This is a genomic window from Bacteroides caccae (assembly GCF_002222615.2).
GTDB classification, from domain to species: domain Bacteria; phylum Bacteroidota; class Bacteroidia; order Bacteroidales; family Bacteroidaceae; genus Bacteroides; species Bacteroides caccae.
This window is the reverse complement of the sequence record NZ_CP022412.2, coordinates 3,546,572-3,559,893: the sequence shown is the minus strand read 5'-3', so window position 1 is coordinate 3,559,893 and position 13,322 is coordinate 3,546,572. Positions and strand designations below refer to the sequence as shown.

Annotated in this window: 8 protein-coding genes and 2 pseudogenes; 6 read left to right on the top strand and 4 right to left on the bottom strand. The window is 40.0% G+C overall.

Going from position 1 to position 13,322, the window contains the following annotated elements:
* Positions 1-7 precede the first annotated feature (7 nt).
* Together CGC64_RS14605 and CGC64_RS14600 are read right to left on the bottom strand one after the other, a co-directional pair.
* Positions 8-1,687, bottom strand: coding sequence for a hybrid sensor histidine kinase/response regulator transcription factor (locus tag CGC64_RS14605; RefSeq protein WP_032855015.1), 1,680 nt, complete (start codon positions 1,685-1,687; stop codon positions 8-10).
* A 657-nt stretch (positions 1,688-2,344) separates the two neighbouring features.
* Positions 2,345-3,001, bottom strand: coding sequence for a DUF4840 domain-containing protein (locus CGC64_RS14600; RefSeq protein WP_005675612.1), 657 nt, complete (start codon positions 2,999-3,001; stop codon positions 2,345-2,347).
* A 617-nt stretch (positions 3,002-3,618) separates the two neighbouring features.
* Between CGC64_RS14600 and CGC64_RS19265 the strand changes: the two genes are divergently transcribed.
* Positions 3,619-3,744: a hypothetical protein gene (locus CGC64_RS19265; RefSeq protein WP_259887991.1), complete on the top strand. Its 126-nt coding sequence runs from the start codon at positions 3,619-3,621 to the stop codon at positions 3,742-3,744.
* Positions 3,745-4,021: 277 nt separating this feature from the next.
* Here CGC64_RS19265 and creD read toward each other — a convergent pair.
* Positions 4,022-4,813 (bottom strand): annotated as a pseudogene (creD, locus tag CGC64_RS14590) (cell envelope integrity protein CreD); the annotation flags it as partial.
* Here creD and CGC64_RS14585 point away from each other — a divergent pair.
* From CGC64_RS14585 to CGC64_RS14565, 5 genes and pseudogenes are all read left to right on the top strand, one after another.
* A pseudogene (locus CGC64_RS14585) lies at positions 4,805-5,002 on the top strand (MarR family winged helix-turn-helix transcriptional regulator); the annotation flags it as partial. The pseudogenes creD and CGC64_RS14585 overlap by 9 nt on opposite strands.
* Complete coding sequence (locus CGC64_RS14580) at positions 4,983-6,302, top strand: TolC family protein (protein ID WP_089421581.1); 1,320 nt, start codon at positions 4,983-4,985, stop codon at positions 6,300-6,302. The pseudogene CGC64_RS14585 and the gene CGC64_RS14580, both read left to right, overlap by 20 nt.
* A gap of 14 nt (positions 6,303-6,316) precedes the next feature.
* Positions 6,317-7,387 carry an HlyD family secretion protein gene (locus CGC64_RS14575; protein ID WP_005675616.1) on the top strand — a complete coding sequence of 357 codons (1,071 nt, stop codon included), beginning with the start codon at positions 6,317-6,319 and terminating at the stop codon, positions 7,385-7,387.
* Entirely contained in the window at positions 7,384-8,988 is a 1,605-nt protein-coding gene (locus CGC64_RS14570) for an MFS transporter (protein ID WP_005675617.1), read from the top strand. The genes CGC64_RS14575 and CGC64_RS14570 overlap by 4 nt, the downstream gene beginning before the upstream one ends.
* 80 nt (positions 8,989-9,068) lie before the next feature.
* Entirely contained in the window at positions 9,069-11,738 is a 2,670-nt protein-coding gene (locus CGC64_RS14565) for a bifunctional DNA primase/polymerase (RefSeq protein WP_005675618.1), read from the top strand.
* An 87-nt stretch (positions 11,739-11,825) separates the two neighbouring features.
* Here CGC64_RS14565 and CGC64_RS14560 read toward each other — a convergent pair whose 3' ends face one another.
* Complete coding sequence (locus CGC64_RS14560) at positions 11,826-13,316, bottom strand: UxaA family hydrolase (RefSeq protein WP_005675619.1); 1,491 nt, start codon at positions 13,314-13,316, stop codon at positions 11,826-11,828.
* Positions 13,317-13,322: the final 6 nt, after the last annotated feature.

The window sequence follows — 13,322 nt, the reverse complement described above, 5'->3', positions numbered from 1 at the left end:
AGTCACTCTATTCCTTTTTTATAGATTTACAGGGTGTTATTTTGAAATACTCTTTATATCTGTTACGAAAGTTTTTTAAGTTTCTAAGTCCGATCATCTCCGGCACTACATTTACAGGACATTTTCCGCTTTCTAACAGTTCGCGGGCTTTTTCCATGCGGATACGGTAGATAAAGAATTTGGGAGCTTCTCCTGTCAGTAATTTCCATTTATTGTAGAAAGCGGTTCTACTCATACATAATTGTGAAGCTATGTCGTCAATAGTCAGGTCCTCTCTGTCTATATTCTCTAAAATGAATTCTTTCACTTTGTTAATAAATGTGCAATTAGCGTTATCTAAGTTTTTTGTTGTCTGTATCCTTATAAATTGTTCACCGAATATTTGTTGTAAAAATGCTTTTCTAAGGAAACGACTATTTCTAATAAGAACAGTTATTTCTATTTTTAAATCTTCTATATGGAAAGGAATATACAGAAATGTATCAGCCAGAGATGTCTCTCTTTTGTAACGTCGGTCTATATCAATGTGGGAGCCGTAAAGGATAATAGGAATAATGGAAGTATCTCCGGATGTTTTCAATCTTGACGATAGTTCATTTCCACTCATCCCGTGCAGTACGGTATCGCTAATGATTAAATCCGGATGTTCCTCCTTTATACTTTCCAGTACTTCTGAACCATTTTCGAAACTCTTTATAATGTAGTCTTTTGATAAATGCGCTTCCAGATAAAACCTGAAATTTTCATTACTGTCAGCAATGATAATAGTAGGCTTGGTTGAGCCTCTTTGGGGAGGAATCTTGTGGAATAAATTATCTATTTTTTTCTCTTCTTGATTTTCATTGATATGTATTCTAGGGCGTTCGGGTACATTTTTGTATGAATGCTTTAGTGGGAAATTCAATGAAACATTGTGGTTTAAATGATTGATAAGAATCTTCCCGTTGCATAATTCTGTCAGTTTTTTGCAAAATATACTTTTTGCAAAATCATATTCAAGTTCTTCCTTCCGTTTGAGCAACGGATGTCTTTTGCATTTATAGCATTGTATCAGTTTTCTATTTTCGAAGTTGTTTATGCTGATTTTCCAGTGTTCTGTACTTAGAGAGATTGAGAGTATAATTGTTTTTTTCGGTTCGGTATAGTCGATAGCGTTCTTAATAAATTTGTCGATGACTGGAGATATTTTACTTTGGTCGATCCATGCACTGGCATAATGAAATTCAGTTTTAACTTTTAATTTTACCTGCTTATTTGCGGCATGATCTTTTAGTGAATTGACTCTGTCTTTAAGAAAATATCCTAGTTCATACTCTGCAATATCTATGCTTTGGGGATGAATAAACAATTGTTTTAGGTTCATTAATCTGTATAGATGCTCATTGAGACAATCTATACTGCGTAATAGTTCCTGTCTGATTTCTTCAGGGTAATGCTTGTTGCATATCATTTGCAAAGAGATATGAATCTGAGTAATAGGAATACGTATGCTTTGAAAAGAATCTATAAAATACAGATTCTCTTCCTTCAAAAGATTTGTTTCTTTTTGCATGGTGATAAAATAGGATAAGGACCAGTATAATGAGACTCCTCCTGCTGTTAATAGAAGAATGGAGTTTAATAAATTGGGGATAGCTATTACTATAATGATAGAAGTGAGGAGTGACGTTGTTATTAAGTATTTCATATCAATTCGTTTTTTAGAAACGCCACTTAGTGGGAATTGACCCACTCCTTTTGTTTGAGAAAAAAGAGGAAGCTCACTGTAACTATGATCTCATAGTTGTACATTGATAAACTCGAGTAGAATAATGTTTGAGATTATTTACTTTTTGAAGGTCAATATCTGGAAAACGAGGTCTATATGTAGAGTCTAAATCCTAACATTTTGAATCATTTTTCAAGGAATGGTGAATTTCCTCCAAGTAACAATAATTAATAAATCAGTTTTTCTTATTTGTTGAATGTCGCATATTATGAATGCGGCACGATGTGGGAGGTGAGCGTATTGTTTGTATGGTGCTATTGAGAGAGCTCCTAATTAGCACCTGTTTGCGTTTTCTCATATATAAAGTGAATAATTATGTAAAACGTCTTTTGTTGTCAGAAGGTATCTATTGTTACTTCGGTGTAAAAATAATGATAAGTAATAATAAAAGGACCGTTTTATTATAGTAAATGACTGAATTTGGTAATATGGTATTGTAAAGGTGGTGGTTGGTGTTGTAAAATTATGTTTTGTTAATACTGTATTCCTAATCATGTTTTGTGATATATAAAAAAGAGCGTGTCATATATACGTATGACATGCTCTTTGATCGTTTTATAGCAAATAAGTATTTACCTATTTTTTGCTCATATCGAAGTTGAATGTAGTAATGGGGAACTTATCTAAAGTTGTATTACCCACTTCTACCTTTGTCGCTTTTATAGCAAATTTTAATGTTTTTCCATTATAGGCAAAATCTCCTTTTTCGTCTGCCTGAACAGTTACTATCACAGTAATTTCGGTTAGTTCTTTTTCATTTGCTGTTAGTTGAGTCGAAGGATCAAATTTAATTTCTAGAGGTTCGGGTTGAAGTTGAAGTAAGATGTTATCTTTGTTTTCGTTGAAAGTAGCTGTGTAGGGAATTTTGTAATTGATATCTCCGATAGCTTTAATAATAATTTCAGCTTGGTCCGGATCTTCGATGATACTTTTAATCAGGTCGTCAACAGGAAATTTATTGATAGCAATTTCGTTGTCTTTTACTTCTGCGTTTACTTCAATTCCTACTGGTTCTTCACTTTCACCAGCATTTTCTGTGGGGATGACAGGGGCTGATTCGGTTGTCATTTTACCCAAGTAGTTTCCTTCTACGTCTTTAAGAGAATATACAGGAATATCCTCATCGTCATCATTACTACACGAAGTAAAGGTGGTAGCCAAGCTTAGTACCATTACGAATAAAACGAAACGATTAAAACAATATACTTTTTTCATTTCAATTAAAGTTTTCATACTGTTAAAAATTAGATTGTTAATTTTCAAAATTAAGGTGTACGTACAATAAGTAAATACTTGAGATATTGAAATACTGCATGAAGATAATAAAAAAGACAAATAAGAATAGTGACACTATTTTCTGAGGAAGGTGTCACTGTTTGAGTGGGATAGTGAGGCTGTCTAACAACAAAAAGATAGATGGTCTCTTTTTGGTAAAATCATCTTCTATGGTCTATGCAAATAGTAAGAGTTGTCTCATCGGTCTTTCGATAACACTCCGGAAGGAGTTCAATCTTTATTGGATTTGAGAGCTGGTTATCGGCTCTCTTTATCCGAACTCTTGTCTGTGCTGAAAACATGGTAAGTTATGTTACAGAGTTATCTGTTTTAAGTGTCTCCATAGGGCTTTCCCTAGCTTTAGTTCCGTTAACTATAAAGCAGCCAATAGGCTTGTAATGAGGTAAAAATGATCGCATTGACGTCAAAAAATAGCAAACTATGCGTATTGTAAACTTGAGTTATACAAATTGCCTGACAAAGACTTGGTGAGATTTTGAGGATGGATTATTATACGTGACAACTTGGTCAAGCAAAAAGTATTAAGCATAAAGTCATTGGAAACATTCTCCCAAATGGCTAAGTTCGCTGCTTGCGGAGGGAAAACACAAAGCGTCTGTAATCAATGTTGTAAGAGCCAATATCATAGCAATGTCTTTTTCCGTGATACGAAAGTAAATTCCATTCTATTGGTCGTATAATAAAAAGTTCTTAATTTTGAAAATGTCTTATGTTTAGGAAGTAGCTATATACTTCTGATGAGCAGTTACTTGCATATACAAACTTACCCAAGAATACGTTGATGTTAGTAAACTTGGGTAAGATTTTATAGATCTGCTCTGATACTAAAGAATATCAGTTTAAATATCAATATGTATCTATTATCTCTTTAATACTATTCATGTTGTTTATCACTTTTCTTTCCTCAAAAATACCAAATAAAAAGTCGTTTGTCAAGTGTTTCAGAAGAAAAGCTGATTATTCATTGAACCAATCTATTTTCTTTGAGAAATACATCACCATTGCCAGGATAATAAATAATCCCAAGCTGCCTGTCAACAGAGCAAAAGTCTCTAACTGGATAAGGACAAATATATAAAGATAGAGTACTCCCAATAACCCAGACATGATTAATGAAGGTTTCTTTCTCTTGGTGATGCCAAACATATATCCGCCTACCAGTATAATAGTCAGTGTAGCAGATAACAGATAGGCAGGGTTGAAGCCGATGTGTTCGGAGAAGGAGAGGAGCAAACTGTAAAATAGACAGAGTGCCAATCCCACTAACAAATACTGTAAAGCATGAATACGGGTTTTATTCATAATTTCAGTGAAGAAGATAACGCCGAATGTCAACAGGATAATCAGGATAGCATACTTTGCGGAACGCATGGATTGCTGATACTGCTCTACCGGAATCTTGAAATTGACGCCGAAACTGGAATTATCTATATTTTTAATATTAAAATTGGTATAGTCAATCATTACTTGTGAGTAATTCCGGTTCAAGTTCAAGACTTGCCATTGTGCCGAAAATTCTTTCTCGGTAATATCCCGGTTATTGGGTAAATAGCTTCCTGTAAAGCTCGGTGTGTTCCAATTGGCTTTCAAGTCGACGCGGGTTGTTTTACCCAATGGGATGAAGTTAATGGATTGCGAGCCTTTCAGTTTGATTTTTACTTCGTAAGGCAATTTCTTATTGTTCTTCAGTTCCGATAAATCCGCAATGGCATGTACGCCCGTATTATCAATCCCTCTGTTGTCTGCCGGAAAGAAGACCCGAACGACCGTCGTAATAAACTGGTGTTTCTGACTCCGGCGGGTGAAGAGTTTAAAGAGCAGATTCGTCCGGTTTTAGACTAGGTTTATGTATATGCAGAACACATTATCGGTATTGAAAGTATTGAAACCATGTTGTCTGAATTAAACAGTGTTTATGATGTTCTTGAAAAAATATAAACTATATCCGGTCATTTTATTCAGCCTGTTTTCTTTTCCCCAATTGATGCACGCACAAACAGACTCTTTATTTCTTACTGTCGACCAGCTCTTTGAACGGGGCGTACAATATAGCCTGCAACTTCAGGCGGATGCAATGAAAGAATCTATGGCACAGGAACGGACACGGACTGCAAGAACTGCGCGACTACCGGAACTACAGATTGGACTGAAAGGCGGATTCGTCGGTCAACCCGTCGTTTGGGAACGGGGACTGTCCGCACCTCTCTACCCGGACGCGCCGGACTGGTCACAAAATTATGCGATTGATTTGGCACAACCTCTCTATCAGGGCGGTAAAATCCGAAGTGCTATCCATAAGGCGGATATTGAAAAGCAAGTCGCCGAATTGCAGACTTTGACCGACCGGGCGGAGATTAAACTGAAACTGCTGAATCAGTATATGAATCTCTTCAGCCTCTTTAAGCAGCATGAGATACTGATGCGAAACATTGAAGAATCGGAACTTCGGTTGTATGATATACGGCGGATGAAAAAGGAAGGGCTGATTACTAATAATGATGTATTGCGAAGTGAGATGCAGTTGACTAACGACCGCCTGTCTTTGCAGGAAACGGAAAACAGTATTGTGCTTGTATCGCAGCAACTCGATATTCTGTTGGGGCAGGACGAGAATGTATTATTGCGGCCAGATACTGCCCTGCTTTATCGAGCAGTTGCCTTGCAATCTTATGATGATTATATCGTTCAGGCTTATGCGAACAACCCGGTGATGAAATTGCTTCGTGCACAAACGGAACTGGCAAGGAATGAAATCCGTTCAACCAAGTCTTTCTCATTACCCGGTATATCGTTATATGCATCGAATACATTGGCACGCCCTGTCTCGCGTACCTTGGCGGATATGTACAATAACAACTGGAATGTGGGCGTATCGGTTTCTTATCCTTTATCCTCATTGTATAAGAACAATCATAAAATAAAAGAGAGCAAAATGAGGATGTCTTTGCGGAAGAACGAGGAAGAGCAGAAAATGCAGGGAATCCGCATGGAAGTACGTTCCGCATTCTTACGGCATCGAGAAGCCATGCAGAGGGTAGAGGCTTTGAAACTGTCCGTCCGGCAGGCGGAAGAAAATTACCGTATCATGCAGAACCGCTATCTGAATCAACTGGCTATCCTGACTGATTTGCTCGACGCAAATTCCGTCCGCCTGAATGTCGAGTTGCAGTTGGTTACTGCACGCACCCGTGTGATTTATACTTATTATCAACTTCAGAAGGCTTGTGGTCGTCTTTAATATACAAAACAGATATGGCAAATCAATTGAAAGAAAAACAGAAGAAGCTGAAAAAGCTCAGAACCCGCAATATTATTTTAAATTTGGTATGTATCTGTCTGGCAGGTTCCGGCCTTTGGTGGACTGCCACTTACTTTTGGCGTTATGTAAATTATGAAGTGACGAATGACGCTTTTGTAGACCAATATGTAGCGCCCTTGAATGTACGGGCTTCGGGTTATATAAAAGAGGTATGTTTTAAAGAACATCAATATGTGCGTCAAGGGGATACTTTACTGGTGCTTGACAACCGTGAATATCAAATCAAGGTGAAGGAAGCGGAAGCTGCTTTGTTGGATGCACATGGCTCACAAGAAGTGCTTCATTCGGGCATTGAGACTGCCCATACAAATATCGCCGTGCAGGATGCCAACATTGCCGAAGCAAAAACGAAACTCTGGCAACTAGAGCAGGATTATCATCGCTTTGAACGTTTGTTGAAAGAAGAATCCGTCCCGGAGCAACAGTTTGAGCAAATTAAAGCTGCCTATGAAGCGGCAAAGGCGCGTAATCAGGCACTGGTTGCTCAGAAACAGTCGGTACTCTCACAATATACGGAAACAAGTAAGAAAACAACGAGTGCGGAAGCCACCATTTTGCGTAAGGAAGCAGACCTCGATCTGGCTAAATTGAATTTGTCTTATACGGTTCTTACGGCTCCCTATGACGGATACATGGGCAGGCGGACTTTGGAACCCGGTCAGTATGTACAGACCGGACAAACCATTTCTTATCTGGTACGCAACAAGGACAAATGGATAACCGCCAATTATAAAGAAACGCAGATTGCCAATATCTATATCGGCCAACAAGTGCGTATAAAAGTGGATGCAGTGCCCGGAAAGATTTTCCACGGAGAAGTTACCGCTATCTCCGAAGCGACGGGTTCCAAATATTCATTAGTTCCTACGGATAACTCCGCCGGAAATTTTGTAAAGGTACAACAGCGGATACCGGTACGGATTGAACTGGAAGATGTCTCTTCGGAAGAAATGGCACAGTTGAGAGCCGGTATGATGGTAGAAACAGAAGCTCTGCGCAAATGATAACGATGAAGGAGTTGGAAGCACCTGTCCGCCAATGGGTGCCCGATTGGCTTGGACTTATCAGTATCTTCGTCGTGATTCTTCCTGTCACTATGCTCAATGGTTCTTATACGGGTAGTATGCTCGAAGTTTCGAATACACTCGGTACGAATTCGGAAGATATAACAATGGGATATTATGCCGCTTCGGCAGGCATGGCTATCGCGTATCCCATTATTCCTAAAGTCCTTGCTGCCTTTTCCGTGAAATCGCTGTTGCTGATTGACTTGATACTGCAATTCTTCCTGAGTTGGGTTTGCGCCCGTACGCAGAATGCCGATATTTTGATTGTTTGCAGTTTTGCCGTCGGCTTCTTAAAAGGATTTCTTATGCTGTGGTTTATCCGTTACGCCCAAAAGATTTTCAGCCGGAAGAATGTGCGTAGCGAGTTTTATTCTTATTTTTATCCGTTAGTGTACGGTGGGGGACAGGCTTCGATGTTGGTAACCGCTCTGTTGGCATATTATTATAACTGGAAATATATGTATTATTTTATGATGATGCTGATTTTGATAGCTATTCTATTTGTTATCATCTGTTTCCGTCATAACCGCCCTGTTAAAGCCGTTGCCTTGTCCGACTTGCATATTCGTGAAATGTTTGTTATCTCGACCGGACTGCTGATGTTGATGTATGTTATCAATTATGGAAAAGTGCTCGATTGGATGGCGTCCGGCAAGGTATGCGCATATATCATCATAGCTCCTATGTTGATTGCCTTGTTTATCTGGTATCAGAGCCATTCGGAGAAACCTTATGTAAGTCTTGCACCCTTATTTCAGGCTAAAGCGATTGTCGGCTATCTTTATATGATGCTTGTCATGTTTTTCAGTACATCAACCACTTTATTGACTAACTATCTGACTATTATTCTGAAAGTGGACACTACGCATACCTATTCTCTTTATATCTATCTGCTTCCCGGATATATAGTCGGTGCGTTTATCTGCTTCTGGTGGTTTCGCTGGCAGCGTTGGCGTTTCCGCTTTCTGATAGCGGGGGGAATGAGTTGCTTTGTGATTTTCTTCGGTATCCTGTATTTCGGCATCTCTCCGAATAGCACTTATGAAATGTTATACCTGCCCTTATTCTTTCGTGGCTTGGGAATGTTGACTTTGATTATAGCTTTCGCCTTGTTTGCCGTAGAAGATTTGAATCCGAAATTCTTATTGTCGAATGCTTTCTTTCTGATTATTTTCCGTTCCGTATTGACGCCCATTATGGCTACTTCGTTTTATAGCAATGTACTGTACCGGCTGGAACAAAAATATATGTATTCTTTGTCGGAGACTATAACGACTGCCGACCCACTGGCAGCGTCACGGTATAGCCAATCTTTGAACAACGCACTGGCGCAGGGGCACGGAAATGCCGAGGCGGCACAACTGGCAACTAATTCTTTATATACCACCTTGCAACAGCAAAGTCTATTGCTCGCACTGAAAGAAATACTGGGCTATCTGCTGGTTATATCAATCATCATTGCTGTTGTTTCCCGTTTTATTCCGTTCCATAAGACACTCCGTGTCACATTTAAAAGAACAGGCGACGATATGGTTTAATTTGTCCTTCGCGGATTTTGATGAATGGTAATGCAATGATTGTTAGTGATTTTTTATATCTTTATGGCAAAATCTAAAATATGGAGACAAAGAAAGGCTTTCTCGAACTATTGTTCTTGACTGATGAGCAAGAATATACGATTGATCGATATTGGGAACGTGGTGGTATATTCGTTCTTTTACTATTTATATTGTCAGTACTGCCATATTCATCGAAAGCCCAGATGTCGTCTGATAGCCTCGTCCAAAAAATAGCCGGATATATCGATGCTATACAGAATTTTGGGGATGTACTGCCGCAAGAAAAAGTCTATTTACACTTTGATAATACCAGTTATTATCAGGGAGATCCTATTTGGTTTCAATGCTATGTCGTCACACCCGGACTGAACCATCCGACGGAGCTAAGTAAAACACTCTATGTAGAATTGTTGAATCCTGGTGGTGAGATAATTTCAAAACGAGTATTACCTATACGGAACGGTCGTTGTCACAGCAGTTTCGAATTGACGCAACTTCCTTTCTATTCCGGTTTTTATGAAGTCCGTGCCTACACGAAATATATGTTGAATTTTGGGGAGGAGATTATTTTCTCACGCGTTCTTCCTGTTTTTGATAAACCTGCTAATCCGGGTGAATATAAAGAGAAAAATATACAAAAGTATGCGGTTTACAAGTATCCGCAGACCAGAAAGAAAGCAATGAAGGCAAAAAAGGTTAATTTAAAGTTCTTTCCAGAAGGAGGAAATTTGGTAAAAGGTGTTCCTTCACAGGTTGCTTTTGAAGCAACTGATGCTTACGGAAATCCCATAACGCTCTTTGGTAGGATTATCAATCGGAGAAAAGAAGAAATCGGTCATTTTGCCACTATACATGAAGGGCGGGGCGTATTTACTTATATACCTACTGGTGAAGACGCTGACAAAGCCGAAGTGGAGCTTGGTGGAAAGAAGTATCGTTTTGACTTGCCGGAGGTCTGTTCGCAAGGGTATGTATTGCACGTTGATAATCTTACCTCGGAAGATAGTATAGCTGTCAGTGTACAGAAAAATACATATACACCATCAAACTTATTAGGCTTGGCTGTGATTGCTCATGGAAAACTATTAAATTCTTGTCTGTTAAATGTGGGGAAGAACACTCCTGTCTCCTTCAAACTCGACAAATCGGAATGGACACCGGGAGTAGTACAACTTGTATTATTCGATACTGCGGGACAGATCATTGCCGACCGTCTTGTCTTTACGCGAAAACCGGAACTACTGGCAGTTGACGTACGCAAAAGCAAAGAAAGTTATCAGCCGTTTGAACGTGTCACGTTAGATTTTTCAGTTCGTGATACGACAGGTAATCCTGTGAGTGCTCCTATGTCAGTTTCTATACGTGACGGGTGGGAGGAAGTGGAAAGTCGTCATTCTATGTTAGTGGATTTATTGCTGATGTCGGAGATTAAAGGGTATGTTCACCGACCGCTTTACTATTTCGAGGTGAATGACATGGAGCATAGGTTGGCTTTGGATTGCTTGTTGATGGTTCAGGGATGGAGACGTTATAAATGGAAGTACGCAGCGGGTGTAGAGCCATTTGAATTAAAATATATGCCTGAACAGGGAATAGAAGTGCATGGACAAGTCGTCTCATTCGTTAGGGGTAAACCAAAACCGAATATGCAAGTGTCTTCTTTCTTAGCGAAACGGGGAGAAGAGGAAATTTCATCCGGAATGACTTCATTCGGTCTTCTCGAAACGGATAGTTTGGGGCGCTTTGCCTTCATTACCAATATCGAAGGCAAATGGAATCTGATTCTTTCGGTGATGGAGAAAGGGAAGAAGAAAGATTGCCGGATTATACTTGATAGAGTTTTTAGCCCTCAACCCGTAAGGTATTTGGCAGGTGAAATGCAAGTTAGCGTTTCTGGAAGGGACACTTCGGAATTTGAACAGGGACTTCAAAATGACACCGTTGTTATGAATGATGTAGATTACAATCGTTTTATGGATGCCTATGAAGATTCGTTGGCGCGACGGGGCATACAGGAGAAGAATCACCGGTTGGGTGAGGTTGTTGTAAAAGCGAAGAAATGGAGTCGCGAGAAAGACATTTTCGAAAATCGTTCTAAGTCGGTTGCTTATTACGATGTGCCTTCGGAAATAGATGATATTCAGGACAAGGGGGATTATGTAGGCGATGATATTCATGAATTGTTGATTCGTATGAACCGGAATTTTATACGTAGGGTTGATCGTAACGGCGAATGGCTACAGTATAAGGGGCGTTCTCCTTTGTACGTTATCAATTATGAACAGACACAAGCTACTGAAATAGATCAGACCAGATATCAGACACTCCGCTTGGAAGCTATCAAGTCGATTTATATCAATGAGGAATTGTCGGCAAAGTGTCGTTATGCAGATTCACGAATGTCTCCATTGGAAGTAGACGAAATGTACAGTTGTGTTGTTTTTATTGAAACCTATCCGGAAGGAGAGATTTCCGTGAAGGGTGGGAAAGGAGTCAGAAAGACTTGGTTGGAAGGTTATAACAAACCGGCTGAATTTTATCACCTTGACTATTCCATATTGCCGAAAGAAGAAGATTACCGACGGACATTGTATTGGAATCCCGAAGTCTTGCCGGACAAAGCGGGTAATGCCCGCGTGAGCTTCTATAATAATGGCCGTTGTCGGAAGTTGAAGATAACAGCCGAAATGATTGCAGCTGATGGAACGATTGGGATGTTCAATGAGTGACCGTAGAACAAAGAAAGAGTTGCTATCCGGTTCAATACATTATTGAATGGGGATAGCAACTCTTTTTTATCTATATCGGTGATCTTTTTATAAAGTAACGCCTGTCTTGAAGATAGCTATTTCGCGATAACCTTTCTTTTCATTGTTAACGAATTCACCGCTCGCCACTTTGATAACGTAGTCGATAAAACGTTCGCAAGTCTTTTCCATTGGTTCGTTCTCAACGATTACTCCTGCATTGAAGTCAATCCAACCCGGTTTGTTCTTCGCTAGATTTGAATTGGTGGAAATCTTCATTGTCGGGACAAAGGTACCGAAAGGCGTGCCACGTCCGGTAGTGAAAAGTACCATGTGACATCCGCAAGCGGCAAGGGTAGTAGCGGCTACCAGGTCATTGCCCGGAGCAGAAAGCAGGTTAAGTCCTTTCTTTTGCAGGCGTTCGCCGTAAGGCATTACACCGGACACATAACTCTTACCACATTTCTGTGTACATCCTAAGGCTTTTTCTTCCAATGTAGAGATACCGCCGGCTTTGTTTCCCGGAGACGGATTTTCACCAACAGGCTCTCCGTGTGACAGGAAGTATTCTTTGAAATCATTAATCAAATGTACTGTCTGTTCGAACAAGCCTTCGTCTGAACAACGATTCATTAAGATAGTCTCTGCACCAAACATTTCCGGCACTTCGGTCAGGACACTCGTACCGCCTTGTGCAATCAGGAAGTCGGAGAACATACCCAATAGCGGATTGGCTGTAATGCCGGAGAAACCGTCGGAACCACCACATTTCAGACCCACACGGAGTTCAGACAAAGGAACATCGGTCCGTTCATCTTTGGATACTTTGGCATACAATTCACGCAGAATTTCCATTCCTTCTTCATATTCATCACCTACTTTTTGAGTTACCATGAATTTTACACGGTCTTTGTCGTACTCACCTAGAAATTCACGGAATACATCCGGCTGGTTATTCTCGCAACCCAGACCTACTACCAACACCGCACCTGCATTGGGATGAAGCACCATGTCACGAAGAATCTTTTTCGTATTTTCATGGTCGTCGCCAAGCTGTGAGCAGCCGTAGTTATGTGGGAAAGCAACGATTGCATCCACGCCTTTTCCTGCTGTTTCACGGCGCAGTCCTTCTGCTAATTGTCCGATAATACCATTTACGCAACCGACAGTCGGAATGATCCATATTTCATTTCTTACGCCGACATCGCCATTCTTGCGGCGGTAGCCTTTGAAGGTTAAGTCTTTATGAGGGATATCCAAAGAGACCTGAATCGGATTATAGGTATATTCCAGTAATCCGGCGAGGTTCGTTTTGATATTCGTTTCGTTCATCCAGTCGCCTTGTTTCTTTGCCATTAGGGCGTGTCCGATAGGATAGCCGTATTTAATGACGTTTTCGCCTTCGGAGAAATTCTTTAATGCGAATTTGTGTCCTGCGGGGATGTCTTCATTTAATGTAATCTCTATTCCATCTACGGAGAGATATTCTCCTGCCGGGAGGTTAACAATGGCAACGGCAACGTTGTCGGCAGGATTAATTCTTAAATACTTTGTTTCCATATACTT

Excerpts from the sequence above, each read along its gene's own strand:
- CGC64_RS14605 (WP_032855015.1), bottom strand. The coding sequence starts at position 1,687 with ATGAAATACTTAATAACAACGTCACTCCTCACTTCTATCATTATAGTA.
- CGC64_RS14600 (WP_005675612.1), bottom strand. The coding sequence starts at position 3,001 with ATGAAAACTTTAATTGAAATGAAAAAAGTATATTGTTTTAATCGTTTC.
- CGC64_RS19265 (WP_259887991.1), top strand. The coding sequence starts at position 3,619 with ATGGCTAAGTTCGCTGCTTGCGGAGGGAAAACACAAAGCGTCTGTAAT.
- CGC64_RS14580 (WP_089421581.1), top strand. The coding sequence starts at position 4,983 with ATGTTCTTGAAAAAATATAAACTATATCCGGTCATTTTATTCAGCCTG.
- CGC64_RS14575 (WP_005675616.1), top strand. The coding sequence starts at position 6,317 with ATGGCAAATCAATTGAAAGAAAAACAGAAGAAGCTGAAAAAGCTCAGA.
- CGC64_RS14570 (WP_005675617.1), top strand. The coding sequence starts at position 7,384 with ATGATAACGATGAAGGAGTTGGAAGCACCTGTCCGCCAATGGGTGCCC.
- CGC64_RS14565 (WP_005675618.1), top strand. The coding sequence starts at position 9,069 with ATGGAGACAAAGAAAGGCTTTCTCGAACTATTGTTCTTGACTGATGAG.
- CGC64_RS14560 (WP_005675619.1), bottom strand. The coding sequence starts at position 13,316 with ATGGAAACAAAGTATTTAAGAATTAATCCTGCCGACAACGTTGCCGTT.